Raw genomic sequence first — 17,072 nt, forward strand, 5'->3', positions numbered from 1 at the left:
CGTGTGCCAAATAGATTATGCCATGGAACATAATCTCATAAATACAGACAAAAAATAGATATAGACTGGTATTGTTGCGAACCTCTGGGGTCTGTTAATGAAGTTAATCAAGACTTGTTCTGATCGCTGGAAAATAAAAGAGTTTCATCGTGAACTCAAACAATTAACTAAGATTCAGTCTTGTCAATGTCGTCAAGCTAGAATTCAGAGAAACCATATTGCCCGATGCTCTTTTAGTGTGGAATTATCTGAACAAATTATCTGATTTCACTAAATCTACAGTTTATCAACCAAAGCAAAATAGTCGATCTTCACATCTAACTAAAGAACTGAAACAATCTTCTTTGCTTATGAAATGAGTTTGATTATTGTTCACTCGATATCTAGTGTTTTTGCGTCAGTCCTGATTTTTTCAATTCAGGGTGTTGTTTTTTAATTAGTTGAAGCGAGGAGAAGGTCAATTCTAGCAATTGGTAATTTCTTTGATTTCTGACTTTTGGCTTTTTTGGCTTTAACTACCCATACCGCCTTAATGGGGTTACGGTTTCACTTTTAGAAAGGGGTAAATAGACACGAAAGCAAGTACCAAGACCAATTTGGCTTTCAACTTTGATTTTGCCTTGGTGTTTTTTAACAATATTCTTAGAGATTGCTAAACCCAAACCCGAACCCTCTTTTTTTTGTTTACGAACCCGTTCGTCTCGCCAAAAACGTTTAAAAATAGAGGATAAATGTTCGGTAGCAATTCCTATTCCTGTGTCTCGGACCAAGATTATAGCATTCTTCTGAGATTTTTGCAGAGAGAGATTTACTGTGCCTCCACTCTCTGTATATTTAAAGGCGTTTTCTAACAGATTAGAAAACAATCGATTCAATTGCGATGCATTTCCTTTGACTACCAAGGGACAATTCAGATCGAATTGAAAATCAATTTTTTTAGTAGGAGCAACTGTTCTCAAGGGTTCTGCTAGCTGTTGCAACAGTTGATCGATTCTAATATCGGATTTTTCGGAGTGGTTTAAAGTATAAGTATCATCAGTTCGAGCTAAAAATAGTAGATCGTCCAACAAATGTTTCATTTGCTCTGTAGATCTATTAATAATCTGTAATTTTTTTTGTGCTGAAGTCTGGGAAATCTGTTCTGGATAATTCAACATAATTTCCGCGGCAAAGCTAATCCTCGTTAAAGGAGTACCAAGCTCATGAGAAGCGTCGGCAGCAAACTGTTTAAGCTGCTGAAAGTTTCGGAGAGTGGGTTTAAAAGCTTGATGAGTCAGGTAAACACTGCTAATGCTAATCAGCAAGATAGCCGTTCCACCTCCAAGCCATAATCCCAATCGTAGTTGATTTAAAGTGGCATCAAGATCGCGGGTTGATTCGCTAGCTCTGATGTAGCCTTTGAGTTTTAAAACATTTCCTTTACCTTCATCAGCATAGATAGCAATAGTCACACTGCGAATATTATCTTCATTTTGAAATAATAGTGTATTAGTATTGGAAAAAGAATCTAAAAGCTTTTCATAAAAAGGTGCTTGTGGGAAAAATTTTCCTACTTTGGCTATAGTTTGACCGTTAACTCCAAACCACTCTAAACTTTGTTTTTTACGAGAAAAAAGTTCTTGCCAAGCTAGTTCGTTGTCTAAATCTTGCATCCCTTTTTCCTGAATAATATTAAGACTAGGAGCAGCAGTTTTCGCCAACATAATTAGTTCTTGGTCTAACTGTTCGCGCATACTGCGATTGAAGAAGACATAAAGTGAAATGGCAGAAACGCTTACAATAGCTGCCATCACCGTTAGGTAAGCCAACATTAAACGTTGGCGTAATCCAGGAAAATCCATATTAAATTTGTTGTTTGAGACGATAACCTAATCCATAAACCGTTTCAATAAAGTCATCCGTAGCCCCAGCCTTTGAAAGTTTTTTTCTTAAACGTCTCATGTGGGCTTTGACTGTATTTTCGTCGGGTGGCTCTTCAAAAGACCAGAGATTATCTAAAATTTTGCTGCGACTCAATAAGTTATTTCCATTACGCAAAAAAAGTTCTAGCAACTGGTACTCTTTAGGAGTAAGCTTTAAGGCTTGATTATTATATGAGGCTTTACAGATATTGGTGTCAAAAGACAAGTCTCCCCACCGTAAAACGGGAGATACTGAAACAGTCTTTCGGCGCAGTAAAGCACGAATTCTCGCTAACAACTCTCCCAATTTATAAGGTTTGATTACATAGTCATCTGCTCCTGCATCAAGTCCCTGGATCTGAGATTCGCTGGAATCCAAGGCAGTTAGCATCATAATTGGTGCGGGATATTCTTTGGCTCTCAATCGGCGACAAAGCTCGACACCATTAAGCTTGGGTAACATGACATCGAGCAATAATAAATCATAATCACAGGCTTTGATAAAATCCCAACCCTCCTCACCGTCAGTGGCTAGATCGACTAGATATTGTTCTCTAATTAGAACTTCTGTAAGTAGTTCACTAATTTCTCTATCGTCTTCAACTAATAAAAGTTTCATCTTTCAAGTTTGAACAAAAACTACAATTTTAATGCTGTATCTACTACTCACTCACAACCATACTTTAGATTCGCATCGCTTTATTGCTTATAGTAAGCGGAAAACAAAATTCAACCTACCAGATTAGAGCAAAAAAACACAAATAAATCCTTACGCTTTATTCAAAATAAAACTGGAATCAAAGAGCTGATTTTGCCCTACACCAAAGCTTCAATTAAGTTATTACGTTGCTCGTGGAAGATATTTGGTTAAAGCAAATACGAAAGTAATTTTTAGATTCATGGTTTTTAAATTATGACTTAATTGTAAAGAAAACGAGAAAAACACAAAACAACGAGAAATGTAAAGACAAAAATAAATAAACACACAATTCTTATAAACAAATACACAATCCTATGAAAAAACTAATTTTTTGCAATATTAGCTATAAGAGGATTTTTATTGATTATTTTTAGGTTTCTCCTAGCTCTGAGGCGTAGTTACGCTACCTATGAATCAATTACTCTGAGATGAGTGTTAAGTACAACCTTTTGAACAAAGGAGCAATTTAACTCCTTATAGAATACAATTCTTAGATCGCTTGTAGCATAAAGCTTTTATCAAGATTTTATGTCTGAACTATTAAGTTGTCACGCTGGTTTCGATCCCACCAAAAAACTGGGAAATTGTTCTCTCGCGGAGCTAATAGTTGATATTGTTTCCAGTTTGTTACTTTTTTGTTCCGAGTTCGTTACTTTGATGGGTTTAATCTGAAAGTGACATCAACACCCAACGCATCGATCGCTAATTTTTATTATTCAGTCTAGAGGAACATTTGGTTATGACTTATTCTTCATTAAAATCTACCGCTACAACCAATAAAAAACTTTCTTCAATGGGTTATCGAACTAGATCGACAAAAACCAAGATTGCTAACGGTAGACATATTGCTGCTGGTGCGATTATTACCAATCAGATTACAGCTAACAGTTTGCCTTCGGTAAATTCCGTAATCCATAGAAGACAGGCTCAAGCCAATCGCAAAACATTATTTAATGGCAAGCATCTATATGTTGTTGGTAAGAAGCGTGAAATCACTGGGCAGTCAGCATTTCGAGGAAATATCGAACAGCGCGACTCTTCAAAGCGAGGAAACCTTGCCGAATCTCGCGCTCAAACTACGCCCAATCAAAATAATATAGTTGTCAAAAACTATACGGCAGCCTAAAGCGCAATAGCTCCCAACAATTTCGCTACATTTAATTTTAATTGAATTTAACTCGGATAAAAAGTTATGCCATCTTTCTTTCCCCAACGTAAATCCTCTTTAAGCCAAATTAAAAATCAGTTTTTTGGTAATCCAGAGCAATCGCTAAAAGAAGCCTATGAAGCTGCCTCAAAAATTAAAACCATTGAAAATCATTATTTTAGCGGTTACAAAATCCCGATTGAATCACTGCAAAACGAGCGCCTACAGGCAGAAGTTCGTGAAAACCTTGAAATTTTGCAAAGTAGAATTGAAGAATTCAACGCCAGTAGTTCTGCCTCTGGTAAACTCGGTTCCAATCACCTAGAAAAGCTAATTTTTGTTGAAGGTATCTTAGCCAACTATAGCCTCGAAGCAAATCAAGCATCTGGCTTAATGGCAATGCCTCCTCAACCAGAAATTAATTCCACAAATTCCGCGTTATCAAACACGAATATTGTGGATGTACCATCCAGCATAGAACCGAGTGCCAAATCTAAAGAACGCAAACCTAAAGCTAATTCTCGCGGTCGACAACAAGGTAATAAGGTTAATCCAGCCGATGCGCTCTTGGGTTCTGGGGGAATGTTTTCACCAGGCTCAGTAGGCAAAGCTTTTAACAAAATCAAAAGCGACCTTAATCCTGACTCAGAACAAGAGGTCGTCAACGAATTTCGTCGTTCTAGAGCCGTAACCATGGTAGGTGTAAGGTTATTGGCTTTACTGATTGTGGCACCGATTTTAACTCAGCAAGTATCTAAATATTTTGTAATTGCACCTATAGTAGAACAGTATCGTGGTGGTGCAGAAGCTGTGGTATCTCTAGACGAATTAAACTCCGAATGGAGAGAAGAAGCGTTGCTAGAACTCAACAGCTATGAAGAAGAGCTCAAAATGGAGCATATGTTCAAAGGTGTACCCCCCATAGCTCCAGAGGTCAGAGAAGAGAAAGTTCAAGAAAAAGCTAACGAAATAGCCGAAGTCTATCACCAGAAAAACACTAACGCCATTAGTAATGTATTTGCTGATTTTGTCGGTTTAATAGTTTTTGCGATGGTACTTCTTCTGAGAAGGCGAGATATTAATGTTCTTAAGACTTTTATTGATAATATTATTTATGGTTTGAGCGACAGTGCCAAAGCCTTTGCGATCATCTTGTTTACAGATATGTTTGTCGGCTTTCACTCCCCTCATGGTTGGGAAGTTCTTTTAGAAAGTATGGCAAATCATTTAGGAGTAGCAGCCAATCATAGTGGTATCTCTCTGTTTATTGCCACAGTTCCCGTAGTTATGGACACAATGATGAAATATTGGATTTTTAGATATCTAAGTCAGATGTCTGCTTCTACCGTAGCTACTTTGAAAGAAATGAATGAATAATCCACACCTGTTGCCAAAGTTAAAAATTAAAGTCTCCGCGCCGAGAAACCTGCACCCTCAAAAAATCACGATTCAGGAACACACTTCAAAAGATTAAAAAATTAAAAATTCTCGATCGCGGAGCTTTTATTCAGGTTTTTCAATCGATGTTTGATTCTCGCTTCTTTCTATCTATGAGCTAGTCATAATTTTCATGGCTAATGATGAATGACTAATCGCTAACAACTAAATCAATGGGAGTTAAGTGGAAAAAATTAATCTCCAGAATAGCTTTTTGGTTGATTGCAGAAATTATACTGAACCTTTTGGGGTTAGACAATTTAGCAGATTATAGCGAGTTCGTTTTCGAGAAGGATTCAGCTTGCTCAGAACAATCAAATCTAATTATTGGAGATTTAGCAATGAATACACCAAGTAATAATAATTATCAAAAGCAGAAAACGTCAAAAAATAAGGTTTTGCGATTTTCCCAAAAGGATCAAATCAATCGCCAAAAATCGGCTACTTATAGAAGATTTCGCGAAAAATTTAAGATTTATAGTGGCGAGCATCTGCACGGATTACAAGTTATCTCACGACTAGCAGGAACAGTAATTCCTAGTGTCCTTCCTTGGGCTAGTTTGTGTGCTGGATATGGATTTCTAGTTGCTTTACTCAACCATTGGGGGTTTTTAGACTTTATCGTGGGAAATAAGTCAATTTCCGATTCGATTGTGGGTTTAAATGTGGCTTTGGGTTTGTTACTGGCATTTAGAACCAATACCGCCCACGATCGCTTTTGGGAAGGTCGTAAGCTTTGGGGCGCAATGGTTAATGTAGTTCGTAACTTAAGCAGAGGTATTTGGATTTACATTCAAGAAGAAAATCTTGAAGACCGTCGGGAAAAAGAAGCATCAATACGTTTAGTTCCAGCTTTTTCTACCGCAATGAAGATGCATTTACGCCGAGAGCAAGTAAACTCTGAAGTCGAATCTTTGGTATCACCCGCTCAGTATCGCCGACTGCAACACGCTAATCACGTACCTTTGGAGTTGGCTCTTTGGATTGGCGATTATTTACAGCGTTGCTACAGAAACGAAAAATTAAATGTGTTTCAGTTAACCGACTTGCAAAATTCTTTAGATGAAATGGTGGATATTTTAGGAGGCTGCGAACGTATTTTAAAAACGCCAGTTCCTTTAGTATATACGATTGCTTTAAAAACACTGCTAATTGCTTATTTCGTGGTGTCGCCTTTAGGATTAGTTGCAGGATTGGGCTGGGCAACTGGTTTAGTCTCAGGATTTATCAGCTTTATCTATCTCTCAATTGACGAAGTAGGAGCAGAAATTGAAGAACCTTTTGGTCACGATCCCAATGATTTACCTTTAGATTTTATCTGCACAGCCATTGAGGGCAATGTTGAAGACTTAATTCAAAATGCACCTGATTCTACAAAAATTATCAATCTTCCCAGATCGCCTAAAAAGACTGCATAGGGATCTATCTATTCCCCAGAAAATGATAGGTTCAAGACTAGGATGAAATTTCCAAGATTTTACCCATCATTAATTTAAGATGCAAAGTAAGAGTTTTTACTTGTCTTAATTCCAAAAAGTTTTTACCAATTTTAATGAATCTAGTTCCAGGAAAGTATCATGTTATTTGTATTTGCTCTGATGTTTGCTCTTCTTCCAATGTCAGTCGCCTTGATTATATTTGCTCCTGATGCCTATGACTAAAAACCAGTGACAAATAACCAATCACCAATGACCAATTAAACCTCAGTTTTTTTATGTATGAATCCATCAATTTTATTTCGTTCTCTTCCAGCTCGCTATCATAGCTTCTTACCTCGATTTTCTCAACTGGCAATTGTTAGTATTTTCTCTAATATGATGGTGCCGTTAGCAGGAATCTGCGATACTGCCTTCTTAGGGCATTTAGAAGATATCCGCTATTTAGCAGGAGTAGTTCTGGGGAGTATCTTATTTGACTATCTCTATCGAATCTTAAAATTTTTCCGCAACGGCACCAATGCCTTAACTGCTCAAGCAGTAGGAGAAAATAACCATAAAGGAATTGCGTTAGCACTTCTGAGAAGTGGTTTAGTAGCTTTGGCGATCGCTGTTATTATTCTAATTTTACAATATCCGATCCAAAAGTTAGGTTTTGCCATTCTATCTGGAGAGCCAGCTATTGAAAACTTTGGGATTGATTATTTTAACGCTCGTATCTGGGGCGCACCTGCGGTTTTACTGAACTTTGTCTTAATCGGTTGGTTTCTGGGACGAGAAAATAAGGCTTTGGTGCTAATAATTTCTTTAGTCGGTAATGGTTCTAATGTAATCTTAGACTATCTAATGATTAATCAATGGAACTGGTCAAGTTCAGGAGCAGGTTTGGCAACGGCATTAAGTCAGTATCTAGCACTGTTCATTGCTTTGATTGGAGTGGCTGTGAGTATTGATTGGCAAATATTACCCGCAGCTTTCAAAGAGTTGTTTGATTGGCAAGCACTAAATCGACAGTAATTCTTAAAGGCAACATTTTGATTCGCTATTTGGCGATGATTACTGCCTATTCTATTTTTACCAACTTGAGTGCGGGCATGGGGACTGAGGTGATTGCTGCCAACGGATTGTTACTGCAAATTGTACTGTTGAGTCAATTTACGGTTAATGGTGTCGGTCTGACTACCCAAACCCTAATCGGTAATTTTAAGGGCAAAGGTGAAACAGAACAGATGATACCCTTGTTAAATGTCTCTATTGTTACCAGTTTAGCGATCGCATCTACCTTTGCAGCAATGCCGATTTTGTTTCCGCACACACTTCTCGGCTGGCTTACTAATCACGATTATCTCAGCCAATCTGCGATCTTATATACAGCTTGGTTGTTGCCACTTCTGACCTGTGGTGCTATTGCTTTCATGTTAGAAGGATATGTAATCGGCTTAAAAGAAAGTGCGAAACTACGCAATTCTGCTTTAGTAGCTCTAATACTGGGATTTGTTCCTGTTGCAGGACTTGCTTGGTATTTTCAAAGTAACCACCTGCTTTGGTTATCTCTAACCTCTTATATGGCAACACTTTTAATCTCTCTAGCTATAAAAGTTTTTAGAATTCAGAGTCACCAAAATCTTCAGGTTTAGGCGATTAACCACTTAATTATTGGCTATTTAAATCTGGAATAAAAAATAATCCTCGACCTAGTATAGATCTCTATTAGTTTTAATAGGGATTTTTGCTGACAATTAAGGATTGATGAGCGAAGATACCTGCCGATACTCCGTCAGCAGCAGCCCAAGTTGCTCGATAAATCTATCTTCAGCCGTCCACTGCGGTATTATTCTTGCTGGCTTAAAATTTAAATCATCAATTACCTGAGCAATTGATTCAGGACTCAAACTGATAATTAGTTGTTCTGCTGGTTGTTCGATCCAGGTTGCGTGAGGTAAGTCTGGAGAAACGACAGAAATAGAGCCGCTTTTAACGAATTGGTATCGTTGTTTTTCCGTCTCAGTTTGCCACTTTACGTTAATTGCAGTTTGTCTTAAGGGAATACCTATTTTCAAAAATAATTGGTGGTGGTTTGTCATTGGGAACTGAGCGTGACGTACCCGTCGGCATAGCCGAGGGCTTCCTCTTTCGCTTAGGTTGGTCGCTTTTACCTTTGGCATTAAGCCTATTCTCACGACTCTTACGTCCTATCCCCAGGTTTGGCTATCTCTATGAAATGCCCTGTACTGGCGTACAGCTCAAGCTGTACCGAGGCTTCAGTTCCTCCGTCCGAAGAACTATATTTTATTTGGTTACAACCCTCATGCTTTATTTGCAAAAAGCTACGTTATTCACTTTTCAAGGATTGATTAACTCATTAGAGTTAGCAGTTCTAGCGTTTCCAGTTTCACTGTGTAGGAGAGTTCGCGAACTGCGACTAATCTCTTCTTTTCTGGCAACCTACAAGCTTTACTAGACAACAATTTCAGCTTTTACTGCATGAAGATTCTGTTTCAAAATTGCCAATTTTACCCGACAGGATATCGCGCTCGCTTTCATCCCTTCACTTAGAGTGAAGGTCTTCCCGCTCGCAAGATAAAAGACTCTTGATATTTTTAGGATATTCCACCTGGAACTGATTCATCACTGATAATCTAATAACAATTGGCGTTGCTGATTAGGTAATGGTGGCAAAAGTTATTGTAGAGATTTAGCATCGCCAAACCCCTACCAATTTATTCTTATCGATCCATCATTAAATTCAAATTAATGCATTCAGTAACACCTAGCAATTTAGCAAATTATTAGCATAGTAGTAGAGGCTTCATGTCTGCTTATCCTACATTTTTTTGCAACAATGGGGAGGTCGGATAAAAAAGTAACTCGGCAGTGGAATGCTGATTCACCATTTCTTTATTAATTAAGCAATGATGAATATCTTGTCGTGATGGTAATTCATACATGATATCCAACATTAAATCTTCCATAATTCCTCGTAATGCTCTAGCTCCAGTTTTGCGTCGATAAGCTTCTTGAGCGATCAACAATAGAGCTTCAGGTTCAAATTCTAACTGCACGTTATCCATCTGCATTAGCTCCTGATACTGTTTGACCAAGGCATTACGAGGCTCGGTTAATATGGCAAGTAATGCTTCTTCTGTTAAAGGTTTTAAAGTGGTGATGATCGGGAGTCGTCCAACTAATTCAGGAATGACGCCAAATTTTACAATGTCCTCTGGTTCGAGATCCTTCAAGAGATTATCTTTTGCTTGAGAAGTTAAATCTATCGTTTTCGCAGATGTAAACCCCATAGTTTTTTGGTTTTGGTTGTTACGGCGAGAGATCATTTTTTCTAAACCCACAAAAGCACCACCGCAGATAAAAAGAATGTTGCTAGTGTCTATCGGAAGACATTCTTGATTGGGATGTTTTCTCCCACCTTGAGGCGGTACGTGAGCAACAGTTCCTTCAATAATTTTTAATAAAGCTTGCTGTACTCCTTCGCCAGAAACATCGCGACTAATGGAAGGATTTTCGCTTTTACAAGTAATTTTATCGATTTCGTCAATGTAAATAATTCCTCGTTCTGCTTCGGAGATATCCATTTCTGTTGCTTGCAAAAGACGCAAGAGAATACCTTCAACGTCCTCGCCAACATAACCCGATTCTGTAAGGGTCGTGGCATCAGCGATCGCAAAAGGAACATTCAGAATTTTAGCTAAAGTTTGAGCTAGTAAGGTTTTACCCGAACCAGTAGAACCTATTAACAAAATATTCGATTTTTGTAACTCAATAGCATTATCTGTACCTGAAGAATTGTTGTTGGCAGCTTTAGCTTTATGACTAAGACGTTTGTAGTGATTGTAAACAGCTACGGACAACACCTTTTTAGCGTCTTCTTGACCAATTACGTATTCGTCTAAGTATTTTACTAACTCCTTGGGTTTGGGTAGAGGTTCATCCAACCAAGTTTGAGGGGTATCTTCGCTACCATCTTCCACAAGATCGCTAATTAATAATTCACTACATGATTCCACACATTCATTGCAAATACGAACACCGTCGCTAGCAATGAGTCTGTTCACCATATCTTGAGGTTTGCCACAGAAAGAACAGCTTAATTGAAGAGGTTCGATAGTCATTATAATTTCCTAAATTTTGAGTTGATAAGTAAGTATGTAAATTAAATTACTTAAAGCTAATAGCTAAAAGCTTTTATTAAAATCAGGCGATAGAGGAGCTTAAAAATTGATGGGAAGCGGATTTGCATTGTACTTCTAAAGGATGTTTTTGATTATTGCCCAGAATTTTTCTGAGTTCGGCAAGAAATTCCTGTTCGATATAGGGTTTAGTTAAATAGGCATTGGCTCCTAAAGTCATTGCTAAAGCGCGATGTTTGGCACTGCTGCGAGAGGTTAGCAGAACAACGGGAATTTGGGCGAGTCGCGAATTCTGGCGCAACCGATGGAGTAACTCTAAACCGTTAAGCTTGGGCATTTCAAGATCGCTGATAATGAGCTGTATTTGAGGACTTTGGTTGAGGAGTTCCAGTGCTTCCCAACCATCTTTGGCAGTTAAAACTCGATAACCAATTTTTTCTAGGGTATGAGTTAAAATTCGTCGCATCATTGCCGAATCATCAACAGCTAAAGCGGTGGGGACTAAACGTTTCTCCTCAGAAGCAGCCTGAGTAGTTGAATCTTTCTGATGGTTTTGATTAGAGGAATTTTGCTCTCTGACATAAGCTAACAAAGCGGTAGGTGCAACTGCAGGAATCAAACCGCCATCTCCCAAAACGGCACAGCCGTAAATATAATTGGGAGTCTTCATTTTGCCAGTCCAAGGTTTGATTACCAGTTCTTGTTCTTGACTCAAGCCTTCAATTTCGAGAATAAAATCTTGTTTTCCTTGACTAATTACTAATAGGGGTAAAGTTTCTTGTTGAGAACTCGCTATATTCTTAAGTGCTTGATTTCGAGAGCCAACGAAGGCAGGATATCTATATTCTAACAAATCCCCCAGTCGATAAACTGGCAATAGTTGTTCTCGCCAGGATAACATTCGTTGGTTTCCTGAACGGATAATCTGTTCTGCTTGGGGTAAGATAACTTCTCGAACATTAGTAGCAGGGATCGCAATAGCTGAGGAATCTACGCGACAAACCAACATAGAGGCGATGGTTTGGGTTAAAGGTAAGCTCAAAGTAAAGGTTGTTCCTTTGCCTGGAATTGACTTGACAGTCACTTCTCCTTTAATTTCTTCCAATTGAGAGCGAACTACATCCAGTCCGACACCTCTACCAGAAAGTTCGCTAATTTGCTCTGCTGTAGAAAATCCTGTTTTGAAAATTAAGTCTAGTAGTTCCTCTTGATTAATTGTTGCCAATTGTGTGACTGATAACCAACCTCGTTCAATTGCCTTACGAGCAATTTTCTCTAAATCTAAACCTCCACCATCATCTTTGATTTCAATTAAGGTTTGATTACCTTGATGATAGGCATCGATATCAATTTGACCTAATTCTGGTTTTCCTTGTTGAAACCTGAGACTTGGTGCCTCAATACCGTGATCGAAAGCATTACGAATCAAATGTAATAAGGGATCGTGGAGTTTTGCTAAAATGCCTTTATCGACTAAAACTTCTGTCCCAATCATATTCAACTTGACTGGTTTTTGGTACTTAACTGACAAGTCTCGTAATGTTCTGGGAAAAGAAGCAAGCACTTGTTTTAAAGGTAGCATCCGCGCCCACATCAATTCTGTTCGCAATTGAGACAAAGTTTTTTGCTGTTGTTTGATGGTGTCGTCAGACTGTCTTTTTAAGAGAACAAGATCGTCTATTGCCTCCTCAAACTGCATGGTTTCCTCTACCAACTCTTGAGTCAAGGAATATACTTGTCCATAGCGCTCCATTTCTAGGGCATCAAAATCTCCTGAAGATATAATATTATTCTGGTTATTGTGGTTTGGTGCTAGAGATATTCGCTCCGAACTTTCCTGAAATTGGGGGGTTAAGCGTTGGAATTGTTCTAAGCGATTTTGAAGTTTATTTAAAATTGTTGTTAATTGTTCCTGTTGTAAAATTTGGCTATTACGATTAATTACTAATTCGCCGACAAAATTATTGATTTTTTCTAAGCGTTGCGAATCAACTCGGATTTTGAGATTGGCAGTGGGTTTTGGTTTGGTAGGAGGATCGATTGTTTCTTTTTCTGGTTCTGATGGCTCAGCAGAAGCTTCAAAGGGTATTAAAGAAGAATTCGAGGGAACTAATACCAAACTAGAAGAGTTAGTCTCCGCAGCAATCTTCGGTTGTTCTGGTTCGATAATTGCTAAAGAAGTAGTAGTAGAATTTTCAACTACTTTTAATTGAGGTTTTTGAGAAAAGGCAAGCAAAGCCGAGGAAGGATTACCCCCAGAATTGCGATCGCCTGCTAAAACTTGCTCTCTAGCAGCCAGAAAATCCTCTAAAGCCAGATTAGCTATGGTCTTAGCTGCTTCAGGACTAGCATCAAGAGCAGCAATTGTCTCAGTTGCAATCTCTCCAAAACCAGGCAAATTTAGCATTTCGGCAAAAGCTAGAAAAACCTCAGCTTGAGAGCGTAATTCTGTAGCTAAATTATAGTCTTGAGGATGGGCAACGATCTCGGTGAGATGTTCGATTCCTTGGGTAACATCCACTTCAAAGAGACTTTCTACTAGATCGACTCCCAGATCGCTAGAGCTAGGAAGATAGTGATCTGTTTCTTGCAAAGCATCACCCAATCTGGTTTCAATTCTAGTCAAAGTTGATTCAGCCACAACTAGAGCCGTTTCAGAATCAAAACTTCCAGTGGTAATCAGTTGCTCTAATGGCGATCGCAAACAATCATAAGCCTCAAGTAATAATGTTTCTAGCTCTGTATCGATTTCAGTTTCTACATACAAAGCTTTGAAAATAGTTTCTAAGCGATGGGCAATAGTTTCAATCGAATTTAGTCCGACAGTAGCAGCACCTCCTTTAAGAGAATGAGCAGCACGCATTAAATCGTGAATTTTGGCAGGATTGCAATCTTCTTGGATAGTCAGCAAACCCGTTTCTAGTACCTGTAGTAATTCCGAAACTTCTTCCAGAAAAAATTGATAAGTACGTTCTCTTTCTTCTGAGTCCATCATAGTTTTGTAATCTTTAAGGGAAGTTGGGGAAGCAAGGGAGGGATTTTAAGCAGCAAGTAGCAAGTTACAAGACAGTAATCAAATGATTAATAAACTATTACCTTCTGACTTCTGACGTCTTATTGTGGCTCAATGAACAAAGTAAAAATCAAGAAAAACTGATGCCATTGATAGCTGTAGTAAAATTATTAAACAAAAATTACGCCGATCCATATTTTTGCGTTGCAGGCGATCGATATTGCGATCTAATCTTTGAAAGTTGGCATGGAATTGTTCTGCTTGTCTGGTTTCTGTATTCATCTTTTCAAATTAATTATAATTATTGGTTATTGATTATTGGTTATTGATTATTAGTCGTCAATCAAAGACAAACGACAAACGATCGAGGAAAAAAGACATAAGAAAGAATTAAACTTTGAATCGATTGATACTGGTTTGTAGTTCATCGTTGATGTCCTGTAACTCTTGGGTTGAGGCTGATACTTCTACCGATGCTGCGGAAGTTGTAGTTGCCATAATTGCTACTTCTGCTATGGTTTCACTAATCTCCTGACTGACTTGAGATTGCTGAACAGTTCCCACCGTAATTAGCTTTAGGCGATCGCCTAATTGAGTACTAGAAGCAGCAATTTGATTCAGCTTTTGACGAGTTTCATCAACTAATTTGGTGCCAGCTACTACCCGTTCTGTTCCTTGTTCCATCGCTGTTGCTACCTCTTTAGTATCGAGTTGAATACTAGCTACTAGCTTTTCGATTTCGATAGTAGCTTCTGCTGACTGCTGTGCCAAAGTTTGCACTTCGTCGGCTACCACGGCAAAGTTTTGTCCTTCTTGACCAGCACGATTAGCTTCTAAAGAAGCATTTAAGGCTAATAGATTAGTACGGTCGGCAAAGCTATTAATTAGGTTCACTACCTTAGAAATCTTTTGCGAAGATTCTCCCAATCGTTTGACCTTTTTCCCTGTTTCGGCAACAGTTTCGCGGATGGCAAAAATGCCGTCTACTGTGCGCTCCATACCTACATTACCGACAGCTACAGTATCCGATACATCTTGGAAAGAGGTTTCTACCTGTTTGGCGTGAAGAGCAACGGATTGAATTGATTCTGTCATCGCCTGAATTTGTTGGAGAGCAGAAGCTATGGCCTCTGATTGCTGGGTTGCTCTTTCTGAAAGAGATTGAGCAATTTTTCCATTTTTGTTAGTAGTGGTAGTCATTTGAGTCACTGATTTTTGTACCTGAGTGACAATTTGACGTAGATTTTCCACTGTAGAATTGTACGAATCGGCAAATGTACCAATTTCTCCGTCAGCTACCGTCGCACGAATGGTTAAGTCTCCTTTACTAATGGGTTCGATCTCCATTAACAATTCGATTGCCCGTTTTTGTAATTGTTCCTTGGCAGTTTTTTGTTCTAGTAAAAGATCGGTTCGCTCTTTGGCTAACATTATTTGGGAAGCAAGTTGACTAAAAAAGTCGATTTCCCCCTGTTGCCAGGCTCGCAAGCGATCGCACTGTTGGACCACAAAAAATCCTTGAAACTTTTGATTGAAGAATAAAGGGGTAGATAACTCTGATTTAACGTTCAAAGCTTCTAATTGTCTGATATGAGGTAATTGGAGCTTGGCTTGATAAATATTGTTGACCACTCGTACTCGATCTGAGCGATCATTAGCCAAATATTCGTGCAGGTACTCTAGTTGAGTTGCTGTAGTTTGTAACCGTGATATGCCATCGCTTTTGACCGCTTCAGCAACAACTTTACCAGGTTCATCTGCATCTTGATCTTGATAGTAAATAATCGCCCGATCCACTTTCAAAATGGAAATGATTTCTTCCACTGCAACTTGAAAAACTGCTTCTGAATCCACCGCAGAAGCAAGCTTGAGGGTTAAATCTTTGAGGAGTTGAGAACGTTTTGTTTCTCTAGCTTTTTGGAAAACAAATGATTTTAATTGTTTTGCCATCTTATTGATGTCAGTTCCCAGCATTGCTAGCTCATCGGAACCTTGAACCTCCAGCCTAGCGTTCCAATCCCCTTGACCAATTTTTTGAACTGTTTCTGCTGCTTCTAAGATGGGCAATGTAGCCCGACGAGCTAAAAGAGCAGCTAAACTGCCAACCAACAAAGCTGCGGTACTCGTACCCAATAGCAGAATCCAGCGCAATCGTATTAAAGGAGCAAAAGCTCGATCTACAGGGCGAGATAGAGCAACCTGCCAACCTGGTGCTAAAACCCCCTCAACATCGTTAATTGAGCCTAGGCTGACTACAACTTTTTCCCGATCGTTTTTATCGAGCATAACGTTAGTTTTCAGCAAATTTGCAGGGTCAATACCATTGCCAATGTCAATCTGCATTTTCTCCTGTAGCTGAGGTAATCGAGCAAAATCAACTCCCGCACCCTGACCAATCACTTCTGATTCGTTAGCTGCAAAAATTTTTCCTTGAGAATCGATGAGGATATATTCTGAGCCTTCAAGTTGAGAGCCTTGAACAACCTTTTGCCAATTAGCCAAAGGCACCCGCACCCTAACCAAACCTAGTACCAGACCAGTTCCTTTTTCTTTAATGGGCGTAGCTACTACGAGACTATTGTGACCTCCTGGATAAGATGCCAAACTGGGATTATTAACCGCAGTGGCTTGGGTAGAAATGGCTCGTTGAAAATATTCGCGATCGCCAAAATTTTCTTTCGGGTCTAAAGGTTGAGTTGATTTTGATTGAAAGAGTAGATTTCCCTCGGGATCGAAAACGGCAATCCCATCGTAGTCTTGCGGATGTGCATCAATATGAGTATTTAAAAGTGCAACTTTCTGTTCGAGAGAAGTAGCTTGATTTAGTTGAGGATCGTTTAACAGAGGAGAATTAGCAATTGTCTTAGAATCGTCAATTAATTGATTAGTAAAAAGACTGACTTTTTGTTTAATCTCAAAAGTGCGACTTTCTTGCTCGACAACAATTTGGTGCATCAAAGATTTACTGGCTACATAATGAGCAATACCTCCCACTACAGTAATAGGAACTACACCGATAGCAATAGCAATAGTTGTTGCCTTGTTTTGCAAGCTTAATTTTTTCCAATAAGATAATATACGAGATTTTAAAGAAGATTTTGGTGGAGAGATAGAATCCATTGCATCAGCAACAAGCTGGGGTGAGGTAGTTTGATTTTCGGTGTCAGACGAATTGGAAATCAATAAGTTAGTAATCATCGGAATAAAATATATCTTAAGTGAATGTATCAGTAATACTTTGTTCTTTATGGCTTTTCTTTCGTCTTTTATTTAGCGACTAATAACTAATGACC

10 protein-coding genes and 2 pseudogenes are annotated in these 17,072 nt (G+C 38.7%); 5 read left to right on the top strand and 7 right to left on the bottom strand.

Annotation, left to right across the window (positions count from 1 at the left end; translation table 11 throughout):
* Positions 1-109: 109 nt before the first annotated feature.
* Positions 110-359: pseudogene (locus H1P_RS38040) on the top strand (IS701-like element ISPlag1 family transposase); the annotation flags it as partial.
* A 156-nt stretch (positions 360-515) separates the two neighbouring features.
* On the opposite strand, the gene H1P_RS00725 reads toward H1P_RS38040, so the two are convergent.
* Both H1P_RS00725 and H1P_RS00730 read right to left on the bottom strand, forming a co-directional pair.
* On the bottom strand, positions 516-1,841 hold the full coding sequence (locus H1P_RS00725) for a sensor histidine kinase (protein WP_144863136.1): 1,326 nt from the start codon (positions 1,839-1,841) through the stop codon (positions 516-518).
* 1 nt (position 1,842) lies between these two features.
* Positions 1,843-2,520 carry a response regulator transcription factor gene (locus H1P_RS00730; RefSeq protein WP_144863138.1) on the bottom strand — a complete coding sequence of 226 codons (678 nt, stop codon included), beginning with the start codon at positions 2,518-2,520 and terminating at the stop codon, positions 1,843-1,845.
* A gap of 820 nt (positions 2,521-3,340) precedes the next feature.
* Here H1P_RS00730 and H1P_RS00735 point away from each other — a divergent pair.
* The 4 genes and pseudogenes from H1P_RS00735 to gntT all read left to right on the top strand — a co-directional run bounded on the left by H1P_RS00735 (position 3,341) and on the right by gntT (position 8,258).
* Complete coding sequence (locus tag H1P_RS00735) at positions 3,341-3,727, top strand: hypothetical protein (protein ID WP_144863140.1); 387 nt, start codon at positions 3,341-3,343, stop codon at positions 3,725-3,727.
* Between the two features lie 66 nt (positions 3,728-3,793).
* Positions 3,794-5,125 carry a proton extrusion protein PcxA gene (locus H1P_RS00740; protein ID WP_144863142.1) on the top strand — a complete coding sequence of 444 codons (1,332 nt, stop codon included), beginning with the start codon at positions 3,794-3,796 and terminating at the stop codon, positions 5,123-5,125.
* 401 nt (positions 5,126-5,526) lie between these two features.
* Positions 5,527-6,603, top strand: a complete 1,077-nt coding sequence (locus tag H1P_RS00745; protein WP_144863144.1) for a bestrophin family protein — start codon at positions 5,527-5,529, stop codon at positions 6,601-6,603.
* A gap of 300 nt (positions 6,604-6,903) precedes the next feature.
* Positions 6,904-8,258, top strand: a pseudogene (gntT, locus tag H1P_RS39210) (guanitoxin biosynthesis MATE family efflux transporter GntT).
* 102 nt (positions 8,259-8,360) lie between these two features.
* On the opposite strand, the gene H1P_RS00755 reads toward gntT, so the two are convergent.
* From H1P_RS00755 to H1P_RS00770, 5 genes are all read right to left on the bottom strand, one after another.
* The gene (locus H1P_RS00755) at positions 8,361-8,801 is read right to left on the bottom strand and encodes a hypothetical protein (protein WP_144863147.1); all 441 of its coding nucleotides are present in this window, start codon (positions 8,799-8,801) and stop codon (positions 8,361-8,363) included.
* Between the two features lie 639 nt (positions 8,802-9,440).
* Complete coding sequence (gene clpX, locus H1P_RS00760; protein ID WP_144863149.1) at positions 9,441-10,748, bottom strand: ATP-dependent protease ATP-binding subunit ClpX; 1,308 nt, start codon at positions 10,746-10,748, stop codon at positions 9,441-9,443.
* A gap of 82 nt (positions 10,749-10,830) precedes the next feature.
* Positions 10,831-13,761: a hybrid sensor histidine kinase/response regulator gene (locus H1P_RS00765; protein ID WP_144863151.1), complete on the bottom strand. Its 2,931-nt coding sequence runs from the start codon at positions 13,759-13,761 to the stop codon at positions 10,831-10,833.
* Between the two features lie 129 nt (positions 13,762-13,890).
* The gene (locus tag H1P_RS35610; RefSeq protein WP_186375780.1) at positions 13,891-14,061 is read right to left on the bottom strand and encodes a hypothetical protein; all 171 of its coding nucleotides are present in this window, start codon (positions 14,059-14,061) and stop codon (positions 13,891-13,893) included.
* Positions 14,062-14,169: 108 nt separating this feature from the next.
* Complete coding sequence (locus tag H1P_RS00770; protein ID WP_144863153.1) at positions 14,170-16,977, bottom strand: methyl-accepting chemotaxis protein; 2,808 nt, start codon at positions 16,975-16,977, stop codon at positions 14,170-14,172.
* Positions 16,978-17,072 lie beyond the last annotated feature (95 nt).

The sequence above is a fragment of the Hyella patelloides LEGE 07179 genome, assembly GCF_900659865.1.
Lineage (GTDB): Bacteria > Cyanobacteriota > Cyanobacteriia > Cyanobacteriales > Xenococcaceae > Hyella > Hyella patelloides.